Genomic DNA, 14,202 nt, shown 5'->3' with positions numbered 1-14,202 from the left:
AAGGAGACGTGATCATGACCAAGCTTTCCGTCCGGCGGACGGTGCGGACTGTCGCCGTCACGACCGCTGTGCTCACCGCCGGTCTGATGCTCGCCGCGTGCGGTGGCGAGGAGGGCGCGGACAAGGCCGAGTCCGCCACGCCCAGCGGCTGGAAGAAGCTCACCGGGCCCACGGTGTCGCTGGCCTACCCGTCCGATCTCACGGAGCAGAGCGCGGCGGAGCGCGGCAAGCTCAACGACGCCTCGGCCCTGCGCAGCGAGGGCGGCCGGCCGACCGTGAAGGTGTCGATCCAGAGCGGCTTCGCCGACGCCTCGACGGGCGACGACGCCGCCTCGGTCGGCCGGGCGCTCCTGATGGCGACCACCGAGGTCAAGGGCACGAAGAAGGCGGACATCAAGGGTGCGGAGGATGCCAGGCGCATCGACTTCACCTACACCGGTACGGGTGTGCCGCAGTCGCCCCCGAAGGGTGCGACGGTCGACGGCGTGGTCATCACGGGCGTCGACTCCGAGGGAAAGATCTACTCCGTCCGCATCGACGCCCAGGAGGGCAAGCTCACCGAGGCGGACCGGACGAAGATCGTCGACAGCATCCAGGTGAAGTAGCTCCCGTACGCCGGGCGACGACGAAGAGGCAGCCCCATGTCCCGATATGACGCACCCCGCGGGTACGCCCCCGCCCCCGCGCCCGGCCAGGACCGGCCGCGGCTGATGAACTTCATGCTGCCGTGGGCGGCGGGCATCGTCGTGATGCTGATGACGGAGCTGGCCCTGGCGATACTCGTCTGGGACGTGATCACCGGCGACGACGTGTCCACCATGGCCTCACCGGTCCGCACGATCCTGCTGCTGCACCTGCCGTCGGCCGCCTGTATCGCCCTCGCCACCTGGGCGTCGGCGGCCGTGCACCAGGGCGCGTCGAGGGAGTCCCTGGTCCGGCACTGCATCGCCGCGTTCACCCCGGCCGTCGCCCTGCAGCTGCTGATCTTCTTCTCCCAGGGCAGCGACCTCACCGTGCTCACGTTCCTGGTGCAGCTGGTGGTCCTGGTGGTTGGCTGTGCGGTGGGCTTCCTCGTCGACAGGCTGCGCAACGGTTAGAAGGTTCTCCATGGACACGTCGCTCGTCATCACCGGTGTGGTCGGGCTGGTGGCGCTCAGATCCCTGGGCCGGACCGCCCAGCAGCTGCGCGGCACACGCTCCGGCGTCTCCGCTCCGGCGCGCTGCGTCCGGGTGCACGAGCGCGACACGGCCACGGGCTCCTCGGGCGACCGGCGGTCCTGGTACGTCTTCGCGTTCACCGCGCAGAGCGGGGAATGGGTCGAGTTCCGCAACGGCGGCAACAAGCGCTTCGTCGAGGGCGCGCGGGTCACGGTGCGCTACGACCCCGCGGACCCGCACCGGACGGCCACCCTGGCGGGCAGCCCGCGGGCCGCCCTGGCCGAGGGGGCGGTCTCCCTGCTGCTGATGGGACTGGTGCTGCTGATGTTCCTCACGGACTTCCCGGAGAACCTGTTCCGCTGACGCCCGGATTCCCGGGCGGACCGGCCCGGTTGTCAGTGCCTCCTGCTGTGATGACGCGGAGAAGCGACGACGACGCACAGCGCGGAGGCGGAACAGTGGGCACGTGGGGCGCGGGCAACTTCGACAGCGACACGGCGGCGGACCACCTCGGGGACCTGGCCGCCCGGCTGGTCGCCGAGGTGACGGAGGCGATGGCCGGGGACCCGGTCGAGCTGGAACCGGACGAGTACTGGGGCGTGACCGTCCCCTGCAACCTGGAACTGCTGCTCCTCCTGGACCGGCAGGGCTGGGTGGGCGTCACCCTCCCGCCGGCCGGGGTGATCCGGTCCTGGCAGGAGACGTTCCTGGGGGTGTGGGAGCGGACGATCGACGGCCTGGAGCCGGACGAGGCATACAAGGATGAGCGCCGGAAGGTGCTGAACGCGACGTTCGAGCGCCTGGCCGAGGCGTCGGAGACGGCGGCGTCGGCGGTGGTGGAGTAGCGCCTCACGGCTGCCGGAACACGACCTCGGGATACGCGGCCGCCGGCCCGTCGAGTACCGGCTGAGGCAGGCCCCGCAGGTGGAGGTCGAAGAAGGCGGCCACGTAGTCGCGGGTGAGGAACCAGCTGCGCTCCCCGGAGAGCGGTGCGGCGGGATCCTCCAGGCCCAGCCGGGCGGCGAGCCACGGCAGATCGGTGAACGAGAAGTGCTCGGCGCCGGTCACCGTCAGCCAGCGCTTCCAGCCGTCCAGATGCCGCCATGCCGCGGGCCAGTCGCTGTCCGCGCTGCCGGGGCCGTGCGTCGACTCGGCGCCGAGCATCATGAACGGGCGCCGGCCGAGCCCCGTGGCGGCGGGGTCCACGAAGAAGTCACCGTCCAGGTCGGCCCCGGCCCGTACCCGGCGATCGGCGGCCATGGTCGCCGCGGCGCTCGCGCCCCCGATCGAATGCCCGGCGATTCCGATCCGGCCCGGGTCGATCGCGCGCGACAGCGCCCCCGCCCGCCGGCCCTTCGTCAGCTCGTCGATCACGAAGGACAGGTCCTTCGCCCGGCCGCGTACGACACCTGCCAGCTCCTCTTTCGTGCCGGCCTGCTCGCAGGCCACGCAGGGCAGCATGCGCCCTCCGGGGAACACCGTCCCGACGGACTCGTACGCGTGGTCCACGGCGGCGACGACATAGCCGCGACCGGCGAGTTCGACGGCCAGCGACGTGAGGGTGGAGCGCGGCATCGAGAACCCCGGCGAGAGCAGCACCAGGGGGAACCGCCCCGCCGCCGGGTGCGCGCCGTCCCGGGCATGTGTACGCGTCCCCGCGACCGTCGCGGCGGGCACCGCACCACCGACCCCTCTGGCCTCCAGCAGGAGCTCCGCCTCGGCGGCGGTCATGTACGCGGCCGGTGAACCGCTCGTCCCGCGCGCCGGGTAGAACACCGACACCATCAGCTCCCGGTTCCCCGCCGCAGGCACCCACGGGTCGGTGCGGTGCCTGTCGACCAGGTGCAGGGTGTGGCGGCCCACCGCGTACGGACCGGTGGGGACCGGCAGCGCCGGCCCGCTCGTGTGCGGAACCGGGGAGGAAGCCCGCGTGCCCTGGTGGGCGGAGGCGGCGGGTGCGGCGCCCAGCAGCGGGGCGGACAGGGCGAGGGCGAGCAGGATGGCCGATGCGGCTCTGTGGCGTCTGGTGTTCACGCAGTCGACGCTAGGCCGCCGGCCGGTCCCAACACATCGCTCCACAGCGGTACTTGGTGTACCTCTCCAGTCTGATGGGAGCCGACCGCGGGTGGATAAGCCGTTGATCGCGGAGCGCGCGACCGGCACGTTGGTGCCATGACCGGAACAGATGCTGGGACAGAGCACAGGGCAGCGCACGGGACAGCGCACGGGGCGGAACACAAGCAGGACCTGCGGCTGTACCTGCAGGATGCCCGCGACGTGTTCCTGTGGAAGCTGGAGGGGCTGTCGGAGTACGACATCCGGCGCCCCCTGACTCCTACCGGCACCAACCTGCTGGGGCTGGTCAAGCACGTCACCGGAGCCGAGGGGTTCTACTTCGGCGGCGTCTTCGGGCGCCCGGTCGACGCGCCGGAGCTCTGGATCGCCGGTGACGCCGAACCGGACGCGGACCTCTGGGCGACGGCCGACGAGACCCGTGACGGGATCGTCGCGCAGTACCGCCGGGTGTGGGCCCACTCCGACGAGACGATCGAGGCGCTGGACCTCGACACGACGGGCCGGCTCCCCGGCGGAGAGGGCAGGGAGATCACCCTCCACCGGGCCCTCGTCCACATGGTCGCCGAGACCCAGCGCCACGCCGGGCACGCCGACGTGGTGCGGGAGCTGATCGACGGGGCCACGGGGCAGCGGGAGAAGGGGCGCAACATGGCCCCCGGAGACGCCGCACGGTGGGCGGACCACCGGGCCCGGGTGGAGCGGGCGGCGCGGGAGGCGGCGGCGGGCTGAAGGGGGCGGGAGGCTGCGGAGAGCCGGGGGCGGGGCGGACGGAGTGTGAGGAAAGATCCTCCCCTGGCACTAGGCAGATTGTTTTGCCTACCCATTACTCTTGTTCCAAGGCCACGCTGGGTGGCCATGGAGGAGTGAGATGAGGAGCAGCAACCCGGTCTTCTCGCGACGGGGCTTCAGCCGCGACAACGGTTACGCGGGCTTCAACGCGTCACCGCAGGCCGGGGCCCCCGCAGCGGGTGCCAACCCGTACGCGCAGGGCACCGCCCCGAACCCGTACGCCACCAACCCCTACGCCCAGCAGGACACCCAGTACGGCGCCCCGCAGGCGCCGGCGCGCACCGGGGCGATGACGATCGACGACGTCGTCACCCGCACGGCGCTGACACTGGGCACGGTCGTGCTCGGTGCCGCGCTCGCCTGGGCCCTGCTGCCGGTCGACGAGGCCAACCTGGGCAAGTCGTACGGGATCGCCATCGGCGCCGCGATCATCGCCTTCGTGCTGTCGCTCGTCCAGTCCTTCAAGCGCAAGCCCGTCCCGGCGCTGATCATCTCGTACGCGGCCTTCGAGGGCGTGTTCCTCGGGGTCATCTCGAGCGCGGTCAGCACCTACATCGGACCGGGCGTCGTGATGCAGGCGGTGATGGGCACCATGTGTGTCTTCGCCGGTGTGCTGCTCGCGTACAAGATGCGCTGGATCCGCGTCACCCGCCGCTTCTACGGCTTCGTGATGGCCGCCGCCATGGGCTTCATGCTCCTGATGGTGGTCAACCTGCTGTTCGCGGCGTTCGGCGGCGGCGACGGCCTGGGCTTCCGCAGCGGCGGCCTCGGCATCCTCTTCGGTGTCATCGGCATCGTTCTCGGCGCGTGCTTCCTGGCCCTGGACTTCAAGCAGGTCGAGGACGGCATCGCGTACGGCGCTCCGCGCGAGGAGTCCTGGCTGGCGGCCTTCGGCCTCACCATGACCCTGGTGTGGATCTACCTGGAGATGCTGCGCCTGCTCTCCATCCTCAGCGGCGACGACTAGTCACCGCCGTCGGTCAGGTGAACGGCCCGCAGGCTCCGGACGGAGCCTGCGGGCCGTTTCCGTTGACGCGGGGACGGGGCCGGGCGACGGGGCCCTGGCCGGGCGGGACTTTCGAAACACGCCCTAGAGGAGCTTGCGAGCGGCTCTTCTCAGGTCGCACTCGTGGACGAGTGCCTTCGCGTGGCCATAGGCGAGGTCGTGTTCACTCCGCAGCCAGCTGACCTTCTCCTCGAAGCGGAGAGCGGGTCCGTCCTCGACGGTGCGGAGCCAGTCGGAGATCTCACGACCGGTGCAGTGCGGAATTCTGGAGAGCAGATTGCGGTGGGTCTCTTCGGACAAGACTTGGGACATCGGCGCCTCCGACGCGTTGTGCGCGTTGCTGGTCCTTCCCGACACCGTGCCCGAGCAACGGCTCGTTGGCAACCACTCGGGAGGGGCGCGTAGGGTCGCGGAGTGCTCGATACGACGCCTTTGATCACCGCCGTGGACCGATTCGCCGACCGGCTGCGCGCCGCCCCGCAGAGCAGGCTGCAGCGGGGAGCGGCGGCCGAAGGGCTGGCCGCGGCCAGGGAATTGGCGGTGCGGGCCCAGCGGGCCGAGGCGCCGGGCCGGGAACCGCGGACCATGCCGGACGCCGGGATCTTCGCGATCGGGGACCAACTCGCCGTCGCGGGGCGCGATCTGGCCGTGGCACTGGAAATGGCCCCGTCCGCGGAGCTGGACGAGGCCGTGCAGTTCGTCGAGGAAGCGGCGGTACGGGCGTTCGCCTAGGCGGTACGCGCAGCCGGTGCGCGCCGGATCACCGTGCGCGCGGTCCTGGGGCAGCGGCCGGCGAGAGCCGCTGTACCGGGGGTGGGGCCGGAGACCGGTCCGCGGGCTAGAAGCTCGCGATGACCCGGTCGGCCAGTATGTAGACGTTCTCCCTGCCGCACGAGAACGTCAGCGCGTACGCGCCGGAGACACCGGAGCCGCCCAGCAGTACCGGGTGCTCGCCGTCCCGCAGTGAGGTGGCCAGACGCTCGGCCGTCTCGCGGTGGCCGGGGGTCATACAGAGCGTGGTGCCGTCGGCGAAGACGTACACGTCGAGCGTGCCGAGCGGGCCGGGGCGCACGTCGGAGAGCTCGGTCCGGCTGTCGGCCAGCTCCTCCAGGCGGTTCACCGTGCGCTCGTGGTCGGTGACGACGGGCGTCTGCACCGGCACGAAGTCGGGGTGCGAGGGGTGCCGGCGGCGGGCCGCGGCGAGCTCGGGGGAGTCCTCGGCGAACTCGGCGGTCTCCGGCAGCTCGGCCATGTCGGCCAGTTCCGTCAGCTCGGCCAGCTCCGACAGTTCCTCGAACGCCTCGGTGGCGTCCAGGTCCATCGACTCCAGACCGACGAAGTCGCTCTGGCGCGGCACGAAGAAGGGGGCGTCCTCGCCGAGCCCGGCCAGCCCGCCCAGCAGGGACGGGGCGTCGGCGGCGTCGCGCGCCTCCTGAGTCGCCCAGAAGGCGCGGGCCTCGGCGAGCTCGCGCTCCCGCTCCTCGGCCAGCGCCTCGGCGACAGCCGCGCGTATTTCGGCGGCAGGGGTGGCGTCGTTGCGGCTCTGGGCCGGTACGGCAGCGGTACGGGCGCGGCCGTCGGCCAGCTCCCTTCGCAGGGCGGCTACCTGGTGACGCAGCCCGTGAGCGGCGTGCAGAGCAGCAGCGCCCACGGCCGTGGCAGCGGCGGTGGTCAGCAACAGGGCAAGAGGCATGGCGCTCACTGACATACTCCCGGTTTCAATCGATCCCCCGACTTCCTACATCAGCTTGTCCTGTACCGGCACCCTGTGTCAGTGCATTACGTCACGAATTGGACAGGTCTTTGTGCCTGGGGTTTAACCCTGATGCGGGTGTGACCTGCGGGTATGTCTCTTCCAGGGGAGATAGGTCACATCCTGGGGGAGATTCGGTCACGGTCGGGGCTCGGAACCGGCCACTTCGTCCGGCCGGAGAGCCCGGAACGCGGCGTGGGCCCGGCGGACGCCGCAGGCGGGTGATCCGGCGCATCCGGAGGGTGACGGAAATCCGGGGAGTTGCGAAGGGCCGGGGCGATGTGCCGCCCCGGCCCTTCGCTCCGGTCGATCGGACCCGGACCGGCTCGGTTCAGTTCAGTTCGGTTCTCAGTTCAGTTCGGCTCGGTTCAGCTCAGCCGCTCGATGACCATCGCCATGCCCTGGCCGCCGCCCACGCACATGGTCTCCAGGCCGAACTGCTTGTCGTGGAACTGCAGGCTGTTGATCAGCGTGCCGGTGATCCGCGCGCCGGTCATGCCGAAGGGGTGGCCGACGGCGATGGCGCCGCCGTTGACGTTGACCTTGTCCAGCGGCAGGCCCAGGTCGCGGTAGGACGGGATCACCTGGGCGGCGAACGCCTCGTTGATCTCGGCCAGGTCGATGTCGTCGACCGTCAGCCCGGCCCGCTTCAGCGCCTGCTTGCTCGCCTCGACCGGTCCGTAGCCCATGATCTCGGGGGAGAGGCCGGAGACGCCGGTGGAGACGATCCGGGCCAGCGGGGTCAGGCCCAGCTCGCGCGCCTTGGTGTCGGACATGATCACGAGCGCCGCGGCGCCGTCGTTGAGCGGGCAGCAGTTGGCCGCGGTGACCAGACCGTCGGGGCGGAAGACCGGCTTCAGGCCCTGCACGCCCTCCAGGGAGACGCCCGCGCGGGGGCCGTCGTCCTTGGAGACCACGGTGCCGTCCGGGGTCGTCACCGGGGTGATCTCGCGCTCCCAGAAGCCGTTCTTCAGGGCTTCCTCGGCGAGGTTCTGCGAGCGGACGCCGAACTCGTCCATGTCCTGACGGGTGACGCCCTTGATCCGGGCCAGGTTCTCCGCCGTCTGCCCCATCGCGATGTACGCGTCCGGGACCAGGCCGTCCTCGCGCGGGTCGTGCCAGCTCGCGCCCGACTCCGCGGCACGGGCCGCGGTGCGCGCCTCGGCGTCGGCGAACAGCGGGTTGCGGGTGTCGGGCAGGCTGTCGGAGTTGCCCTTGGCGAAGCGGGACACCATCTCGACACCGGCCGAGATGAAGACGTCGCCCTCGCCGGCCTTGATGGCGTGCAGCGCCATGCGGCTGGTCTGCAGGGAGGACGAGCAGTAGCGGGTGACCGTACAGCCGGGAAGGTGGTCCATCCCCATCTGCACGGCGATGATGCGGCCCAGGTTGTTGCCCTGCTCGCCGCCGGGGAGGCCGCAGCCGAGCATCAGGTCGTCGATGTCCCGGGGGTCCAGCTCGGGCACCTTGGCGAGGGCGGTCTGGATGATCGTGGCGGTCAGGTCGTCCGCGCGCAGGTCCTTCAGCGAACCCTTGAAGGCCCGGCCGATGGGCGAACGGGCAGCAGAGACGATCACGGCTTCGGGCATCACGCGGCTCCATGAGGGCTGGAAGGCTGTCGGGCAGGACTGCTCTGGAAGTTACCCGGACGTACGGCCGAGGTCACCCGACGGGGCGTGTGATGCGGGCCTCTTTTCTAAGCAACCGCTCAGTTCGTTGTCCGCCGGGCGGCCCGGAGGCCGCGACCGGGCGGTCGGACCGCCCGGGCCTCGGGGCGGACGCTCAGGCCGTCAGATCGATCCGGGTGCCGAGCCCCCGTTCCCCCGCACGGTCGATGAGCAGCCGTGCGGCGGCCAGGTCCTGGAGGCCGATGCCCACCGAGCCGAACAGGGTGATGTCCTCGGGGGAGGTGCGTCCCGCGCACGCCCCCGTCAGCACGTCCCCCAGCTCACGACGGACGTCCTGCTCGCGCAGCGCTCCCTCCGCCAGCGCGATCACCACCTCGCCTGACTTGGTCACCGCCGTGTCGTACGCGTCCACGACCACCACCGAGCGCCGCATCCCCTCGGTGTCGATCTCCCGGTGGTCCGGCCGGGGCGGCGCCCCCACCGCGTTCACGTGCAGACCCGGCCGGAACCACGCCCCCCGCACCAGCGGCTCCCGGGACGGAGTGAGCGTGCACAGCACATCGGCGGCCACGGTCACCTCGCGCGGCCCCGCCGCCACCTCGACGGCCACCCCCAGCTCGTCGGTGAGCCGCCGGGCCAGCTCCAGCGCCCGGTCGCGGGTACGTCCCCAGAGGACCACCCGCTCGTACGACCACACCGTCCGCAGCGCGCGGGCGTGGGCCGGCGCGAGCGGGCCGGTGCCGATCAGGCCGAGCACCCGGGCATCCGGCCGCATCAGCGCCCGGGTCGCCACCGCCGAGGCCGCCGCCGTACGGAAACGGGTCACCGCCCCGCCGTCCAGCAGCGCCGCGCACCCGCCGTCCGCCGTCGACACCGCAAGGATCGCCGAGCGCTGCACGGGCAGGGCGCGTTCCCGGTTCGCCGGCAGATCGGCCAGCAGCTTCACCGTCGCCAGCTCCGCCCGGGCGGAGGCGGCGGCCATCGCGAGGAACGCCCCGCCCTCCCCGCCGGGCAGCCGCATCACCGGGGGCACCGGCAGCACCGCCGTCCCCCGGGCGAGATCGGTGTGCGCCTCCTCCACCGCCGCCACGGTCTCCTCGTGGTCGAGCATCGCGAGGATGTCGGAGCGGGTCAGGACCAGAGTCATACGGAATCCGTTCTGCGAGCGGTCGGAGGGGGCGGTCAGCGGGCGCCGCGGACGAACGGGACGGTCAGGCCCGACGGGGCCCGGCTGCGTCCCACCAGACCGCTCACCGCGAGCAGCGCGATGACGTACGGCAGCGTCACCAGCAGTGGCGACGGCAGGTGCAGACCCAGCGTGGGAGCGACGAACTGGAGCGCCTGCGCGAGGCCGAAGAAGAGGCACGCCACGATCGTCGGACCGCCCCGCCAGCGGCCCGCGATCACCGCGATGACGGCGAGGTAGCCGATCCCGCCGGTCATGTTGTCGCTGAACGCGTGCACCTCGGCCAGCGAGAGCTGCGCCCCGGCGAGCCCGGCGGTCACTCCGGTCAGGAGCACCGCCGCGTACCGGACCGCCGCCACCGGCAGGCCGCTGCGGTCGGCGGCGGTGGCGTCCTCGCCGATCGCGTCGGCCATCAGCCCCGGGCCGGTGCGGCGGCTCAGCAGCAGGGCCAGGGCCCCGGCCACCGCGAACGCCAGATAGCCGAGGGCGGTCTGCTCGAACAGGGCAGGACCGAGGACCGGCAGCTCGTGGAGGAGCGGCACGGCGACGGGGTCGAAGCCCGCCACCGAGTCCCCGGTGCCCTCCGGGAACAGCAGCCGCGCCCCGTAGGTGGTCGCGCCGAGGGCCAGCGCGTTGGCCGTGATGCCGGTGACGATCTGGTCGGCGCGCAGGGTCACGCTCAGCAGCGCCTGGACGGCGGCGAAGAGGAGGCCGGCGATCAGCGCGCACAGCACCCCGGCGGCCGCGCTGCCCGTGGTGTACGAGCCGGCCGCGCCCGCGAAGGCGCCGGTGAGCATCATGCCCTCGACGCTCAGGTTCAGGACGCCGGCCCGTTCGCTGACCAGCTCCCCGGACGAGGCGAGCAGCAGCGGCACGGCGAGCCGCACCCCGCCCGAGGCGAGTTCGGTGAGGACCTGCTCGGTGCTCATGGGCGCTTCTCCTTCCACAGCATCGAGGCGGCGATGAACAGCACCAGCAGGCTCTGCACGATCTGCACGGAGGAGGCGGGCACCTGGGAGGCCAGCTGGAGGTTGATGCCGCCGTTCGTCAGGAAGCCGAAGAGCAGCGAGACGCCCACGACGGCGGTGAGCGAGCCCCGGGCCAGCAGGCCGACCACCAGTCCCGAGAAGCCGTACCCGGACGAGAAGTGTTCGGCCAGCACGAAGGGCGCGGTCGCCATGAGCGCGGCGCCCGCCAGCCCGGCGAGGCCGCCCGCGACGGCCAGTGAGCCGGCCCGCAGCCGGTCGACCGGGGCGCCCAGCCGCAGCGAGGCCGGGCGCGAGTGCCCGACGGCGCGCAGCCGGAGTCCGGTCGGGGAGTGGTGCAGGACGAGCGCGGTCACCACGGCGGCCAGCAGGGCGACGGCCACGATCGCGGTGGCGGGCGAGTCCGCCGGTCCGAGCAGCGGCAGCCGGCCGGCTTCGGGCAGCGGCGCCGACTGCGGGAGCGTCTCGGTGGAGGTGGCGGGCTGCCGCAGCAGGGCCTCCTCGTGCACGGCGAGCGAGACGAGCCCGATGCCGACGAAGTTCAGGAGCAGCGTGGTGATGACCTCGCTGGTGCCGCGCCGCACCAGCAGCAGTCCGGCCGCCCAGGCCCACAGGGCGCCCGCCGCGCAGCCCGCGGCCAGCACGGCCGTGACCCCGAGCACCGGGGGCGTCCCCGCGGGCAGTGCGAGGCCGGCCGCCGCGCCCGCGACCCCGCCGGCGCAGAGCTGGCCCTCGCCGCCGACGTTCACCAGGCCGGCGCGGTGGGCGACGGTGAACCCGGTGGCGATCAGGGCGAGGACGGCGGCGGTGTTGAGGGAGGAGCCGATCGCGTACGGGGTGCTGAACATGCCCTCGATCAGGGCGCCGCCCGCAGCGGCCGGGGTGGCACCGGCGCCGATGACGAGGAGGAGTCCGGCGCCGGCGGCCGCGAGGGCGGCCAGCGAGGCGATGACGGCGGGGTGCCGCCAGGAGGGGGTGAGGGGCGCGATCATGAGGCCGCTTCCAGTTCTGGGGTGCCGGCGCCGAGCATCAGACGGGAGACGGTGGCGCGGGCGCCGGGGTCCGCGGTGGTGACGGGGCCGTGGAGCCGGCCCCGGTAGGCGACCGCGATCCGGTCGCAGAGGGCGAGGAGTTCGTCGAGCTCGCTGGAGACCACCAGGACGCCCGCCCCACGGGCCGCGGCCTCCCGCAGCCTGCCGAGTACGGCGTCCACCGCTCCGACGTCCAGACCCCGGGTCGGCTGGGCGGCGGCCAGGCAGACGAGCGGGTCGAGGGCCAGCTCCCGGGCGAGGACGACCTTCTGCTGGTTGCCGCCGGAGAGACTGGACATCGGCGCGCCGGGACCGGCGGCCCGGACGTCGTACTCGGCCAGCACCCGGCCGGCCGCCCGGTGCATCGCGGCCCGGTCCAGGAGCACCCCGAAGCGGCGGAACGCGCCGAGCCGTCCGAGGAACAGGTTCTCCGCGACCGACAGTTCGGGCACGCAGCCCTCGTGGTGCCGGTCCTCGGGGACGATCCCCAGGCCGGCGGTGGTACGGGTGCGCGGCGAGGCACGGGTCAGGTCCGTTCCGCCGGCCTCGACGCGCCCGTCCTCGACGGTCAGGGCCCCGCCGAGCACGGCCATCAGTTCGCTCTGGCCGTTGCCCTCGACCCCGGCGATGCCGAGGATCTCGCCGGGTGCCAGGTCGAGTCCGACGTCCTCCAGCGCGTACGACCCGTCGCCGCGCCGGACCGAGACCCCGCGCAGGCGCAGGGCGGGGACCCCGGCCCGTACGGCGTCTTCCGCGCCCGCACCCGGTGCCCGGCCCGTATGCGTACCCGTCTCCGGCTCCAGGCCCAGTGTGGCCGCGAGTTCCGGAGCCAGATCGGCCGGGGCGCGGCCGATCATCAGCGGGACCAGCTTCTCGGCGGGCAGCTCGGAGAGCGGGGCGCTGCCCGCGACGCGGCCGCCGCGCAGCACGGTCGCCGCGTCACCGGCCCGGGCCACCTCGCCGAGCTTGTGCGTGATCAGGACGACGGCCCGGCCGTCCGCCGCGATGCGGCGGCAGGTGTCGAGCAGGGCGTCCACCTCCGCCGGGGCCAGCACGCCGGTCGGTTCGTCCAGCAGGAGCAGCCGCGGATCGCGCAGCAGGCACTTGACGATCTCGACGCGCTGGCGGATGCCGACGGGGAGGTCGGCGATCCGGGCGGCGGGGTCGACCCCGAGTCCGTACGCCTCCTCCAGACGGTCGAGCCTGGTGGCGAGTTCGCGGCGCGGCAGCCGCAGCGAGCGGGCAGCCGGCAGCAGCAGGTTCTCCGCCACGGTCAGGGTCGGTACGAGGGAGAAGTGCTGGTGCACGGTGGCGATCCCGGCGGCCAGCGCGTCGGCCGGACGGGCGGGCGCGTACCCCTGTCCGTACAGCCGCATCGTCCCCGCGTCGGGGGTGAGGCCGCCGCCGACGAGGTGGCAGAGCGTGGACTTGCCCGCGCCGTTCTCGCCGAGGACGCAGTGGACGGTGCCCGCCTCGACCCGCAGGGCGACGTCGTCCAGGGCGCGGGTGTCACCGAACGACTTGGTCAGTCCGGCGATCTCCAGAGCGGCGGGCGCGCTCACAGGGTGGTGATCTTCCCGGTGGCGATCCGCTGCTTCAGCTCGTCGAGCTTGCGCCGGGTGGCCGCGTCCGCGCCGCACACCAGGAGGTCGCTGGCGGGCTTGTCGGCGGTGAGGCCGAACTTCACGTTCTCGGCCTTCCAGGTCCCGTCGAGCGCGTGCGCGACGGCGTACTCGATCTCGGCGCCGATGTCCGTCTTCACATATCCCGCGTACGCCGGGGCGCTGCCGCACTCCGCCGGGATCGGGCCGCCGACGATCCGGCCGCCGCGTTGCGAGGCGGCCTGGGCCAGGCCCTTCTGGCCGAGGTTCAGGACCTGGCCCAGCACGTCCGCCCCGGCGCCGAAGTCGGCCAGTGCGGACTGCTTGGCCTTGGCGACGTCGTTGAAGTCGCCCGGGTACTGCGGGGGCAGCACCCGCACACCCGGCTTCGCGGCCTTCGCCCCGTTGGCGAACTCCTCGGCCGCGTTGACGATCGCGGGAAGTTCGGCGCCGCCGACGAACCCGACGGTCCCCTTCTTGCTGAGCAGGGCGGCGGACGCGCCGGAGAGGAAGGCGGCCTCGGCCTGTTGGGGGTCGTACAGGCCGAGGTTGGCCAGCGGCTTCCCGTCGGCGGGTCCGCCGATCTCGACGAACTTCACCTCCGGGAAGCGCGGGGCGACCTTGCGGACGGAGGCGTCGGTCTGGCCGCCGAGCGAGATCACCAGGTCGGAGGAGCCGGCGAAGCGGACGAGGGCCGCCTCGTAGTCGGCGGCCGGGATCTGCTCGACCATGGTGAGCCGCGCCTTGCCCTGGTGCGCCTTCCCGGCGCGCAGGTACCCGAGGTGCGCGGACTGCATGAATCCCTGGTCGGAGACCGATCCGGCGAACAGGACGCCGACCCTGACGGCCTCGCCGGAGCCCTCGGCCGATGAGCCCCCGTCCGAACCGCAGGCGGTGAGCAGGAGCAGGCCCGCGGCCAGTGCCGAGGCCGTGACGGAGTTGCGCAGGTGCACCACGGGTGCCTCCAGGAGGACGTGCGGCCCACGGG

At 72.8% G+C, this 14,202-nt stretch carries 16 protein-coding genes; 7 read left to right on the top strand and 9 right to left on the bottom strand.

Going from position 1 to position 14,202, the window contains the following annotated elements:
• Positions 1-14: 14 nt before the first annotated feature.
• The 4 genes from OG408_RS15780 to OG408_RS15765 all read left to right on the top strand — a co-directional run bounded on the left by OG408_RS15780 (position 15) and on the right by OG408_RS15765 (position 2,003).
• A complete protein-coding gene (locus tag OG408_RS15780) occupies positions 15-605 on the top strand; it encodes a hypothetical protein (RefSeq protein ID WP_266779680.1) in 591 nt (196 codons plus the stop codon).
• A 36-nt stretch (positions 606-641) separates the two neighbouring features.
• Positions 642-1,097 (top strand): hypothetical protein, encoded by a 456-nt coding sequence (locus OG408_RS15775; protein WP_266779678.1) that lies wholly within the window; start codon positions 642-644, stop codon positions 1,095-1,097.
• Between the two features lie 10 nt (positions 1,098-1,107).
• The gene (locus tag OG408_RS15770) at positions 1,108-1,521 is read left to right on the top strand and encodes a DUF3592 domain-containing protein (protein WP_326670418.1); all 414 of its coding nucleotides are present in this window, start codon (positions 1,108-1,110) and stop codon (positions 1,519-1,521) included.
• A gap of 95 nt (positions 1,522-1,616) precedes the next feature.
• Positions 1,617-2,003, top strand: coding sequence for a DUF4259 domain-containing protein (locus OG408_RS15765; protein ID WP_266786213.1), 387 nt, complete (start codon positions 1,617-1,619; stop codon positions 2,001-2,003).
• Between the two features lie 4 nt (positions 2,004-2,007).
• Here the strand turns inward: OG408_RS15765 and OG408_RS15760 are convergent, their stop codons facing one another.
• Positions 2,008-3,192 carry an alpha/beta hydrolase family protein gene (locus tag OG408_RS15760; RefSeq protein ID WP_285564931.1) on the bottom strand — a complete coding sequence of 395 codons (1,185 nt, stop codon included), beginning with the start codon at positions 3,190-3,192 and terminating at the stop codon, positions 2,008-2,010.
• Positions 3,193-3,330: 138 nt separating this feature from the next.
• Here OG408_RS15760 and OG408_RS15755 point away from each other — a divergent pair, with 138 nt between their 5' ends.
• Complete coding sequence (locus tag OG408_RS15755; RefSeq protein ID WP_326670415.1) at positions 3,331-3,963, top strand: DinB family protein; 633 nt, start codon at positions 3,331-3,333, stop codon at positions 3,961-3,963.
• 139 nt (positions 3,964-4,102) lie between these two features.
• Positions 4,103-4,990: a Bax inhibitor-1/YccA family protein gene (locus OG408_RS15750; protein WP_266779670.1), complete on the top strand. Its 888-nt coding sequence runs from the start codon at positions 4,103-4,105 to the stop codon at positions 4,988-4,990.
• Between the two features lie 123 nt (positions 4,991-5,113).
• Here the strand turns inward: OG408_RS15750 and OG408_RS15745 are convergent, their stop codons facing one another.
• On the bottom strand, positions 5,114-5,341 hold the full coding sequence (locus tag OG408_RS15745; RefSeq protein ID WP_266779668.1) for a DUF4287 domain-containing protein: 228 nt from the start codon (positions 5,339-5,341) through the stop codon (positions 5,114-5,116).
• 102 nt (positions 5,342-5,443) lie between these two features.
• On the opposite strand from OG408_RS15745, the gene OG408_RS15740 reads away from it, so the two are divergent.
• Positions 5,444-5,761, top strand: a complete 318-nt coding sequence (locus OG408_RS15740; RefSeq protein ID WP_266779666.1) for a hypothetical protein — start codon at positions 5,444-5,446, stop codon at positions 5,759-5,761.
• Positions 5,762-5,867: 106 nt separating this feature from the next.
• Here the strand turns inward: OG408_RS15740 and OG408_RS15735 are convergent, their stop codons facing one another.
• The 7 genes from OG408_RS15735 to OG408_RS15705 all read right to left on the bottom strand — a co-directional run bounded on the left by OG408_RS15735 (position 5,868) and on the right by OG408_RS15705 (position 14,170).
• Entirely contained in the window at positions 5,868-6,737 is an 870-nt protein-coding gene (locus OG408_RS15735; protein ID WP_266779664.1) for a hypothetical protein, read from the bottom strand.
• Positions 6,738-7,150: 413 nt separating this feature from the next.
• On the bottom strand, positions 7,151-8,371 hold the full coding sequence (locus OG408_RS15730; RefSeq protein WP_266779662.1) for an acetyl-CoA C-acetyltransferase: 1,221 nt from the start codon (positions 8,369-8,371) through the stop codon (positions 7,151-7,153).
• 193 nt (positions 8,372-8,564) lie between these two features.
• Complete coding sequence (locus OG408_RS15725) at positions 8,565-9,557, bottom strand: ornithine cyclodeaminase family protein (RefSeq protein WP_326670413.1); 993 nt, start codon at positions 9,555-9,557, stop codon at positions 8,565-8,567.
• 35 nt (positions 9,558-9,592) lie between these two features.
• Positions 9,593-10,525 (bottom strand): ABC transporter permease, encoded by a 933-nt coding sequence (locus OG408_RS15720; protein WP_326670412.1) that lies wholly within the window; start codon positions 10,523-10,525, stop codon positions 9,593-9,595.
• Positions 10,522-11,574, bottom strand: coding sequence for an ABC transporter permease subunit (locus OG408_RS15715; RefSeq protein ID WP_266779656.1), 1,053 nt, complete (start codon positions 11,572-11,574; stop codon positions 10,522-10,524). Before OG408_RS15715 ends, OG408_RS15720 begins: the two co-directional genes overlap by 4 nt.
• On the bottom strand, positions 11,571-13,175 hold the full coding sequence (locus tag OG408_RS15710; protein ID WP_326670410.1) for an ABC transporter ATP-binding protein: 1,605 nt from the start codon (positions 13,173-13,175) through the stop codon (positions 11,571-11,573). The genes OG408_RS15715 and OG408_RS15710 overlap by 4 nt, the downstream gene beginning before the upstream one ends.
• A complete protein-coding gene (locus OG408_RS15705; protein WP_326670408.1) occupies positions 13,172-14,170 on the bottom strand; it encodes a BMP family protein in 999 nt (332 codons plus the stop codon). Before OG408_RS15705 ends, OG408_RS15710 begins: the two co-directional genes overlap by 4 nt.
• Positions 14,171-14,202 lie beyond the last annotated feature (32 nt).

The sequence above is a fragment of the Streptomyces sp. NBC_01257 genome (assembly GCF_035917255.1).
Lineage (GTDB): Bacteria > Actinomycetota > Actinomycetes > Streptomycetales > Streptomycetaceae > Streptomyces.
The sequence above is the reverse complement of the archived record's forward strand: the minus strand, read 5'-3'. Positions and strand labels throughout refer to the sequence as shown.

Bases quoted from the DNA above. Each gene is read 5' to 3' on its own strand.
- OG408_RS15720 (WP_326670412.1), bottom strand. From the start codon at position 10,525: ATGAGCACCGAGCAGGTCCTCACCGAACTCGCCTCGGGCGGGGTGCGG.
- OG408_RS15750 (WP_266779670.1), top strand. From the start codon at position 4,103: ATGAGGAGCAGCAACCCGGTCTTCTCGCGACGGGGCTTCAGCCGCGAC.
- OG408_RS15730 (WP_266779662.1), bottom strand. From the start codon at position 8,371: ATGCCCGAAGCCGTGATCGTCTCTGCTGCCCGTTCGCCCATCGGCCGG.
- OG408_RS15735 (WP_266779664.1), bottom strand. From the start codon at position 6,737: ATGTCAGTGAGCGCCATGCCTCTTGCCCTGTTGCTGACCACCGCCGCT.
- OG408_RS15755 (WP_326670415.1), top strand. From the start codon at position 3,331: ATGACCGGAACAGATGCTGGGACAGAGCACAGGGCAGCGCACGGGACA.
- OG408_RS15745 (WP_266779668.1), bottom strand. From the start codon at position 5,341: ATGTCCCAAGTCTTGTCCGAAGAGACCCACCGCAATCTGCTCTCCAGA.
- OG408_RS15775 (WP_266779678.1), top strand. From the start codon at position 642: ATGTCCCGATATGACGCACCCCGCGGGTACGCCCCCGCCCCCGCGCCC.
- OG408_RS15725 (WP_326670413.1), bottom strand. From the start codon at position 9,557: ATGACTCTGGTCCTGACCCGCTCCGACATCCTCGCGATGCTCGACCAC.
- OG408_RS15715 (WP_266779656.1), bottom strand. From the start codon at position 11,574: ATGATCGCGCCCCTCACCCCCTCCTGGCGGCACCCCGCCGTCATCGCC.
- OG408_RS15770 (WP_326670418.1), top strand. From the start codon at position 1,108: ATGGACACGTCGCTCGTCATCACCGGTGTGGTCGGGCTGGTGGCGCTC.
- OG408_RS15780 (WP_266779680.1), top strand. From the start codon at position 15: ATGACCAAGCTTTCCGTCCGGCGGACGGTGCGGACTGTCGCCGTCACG.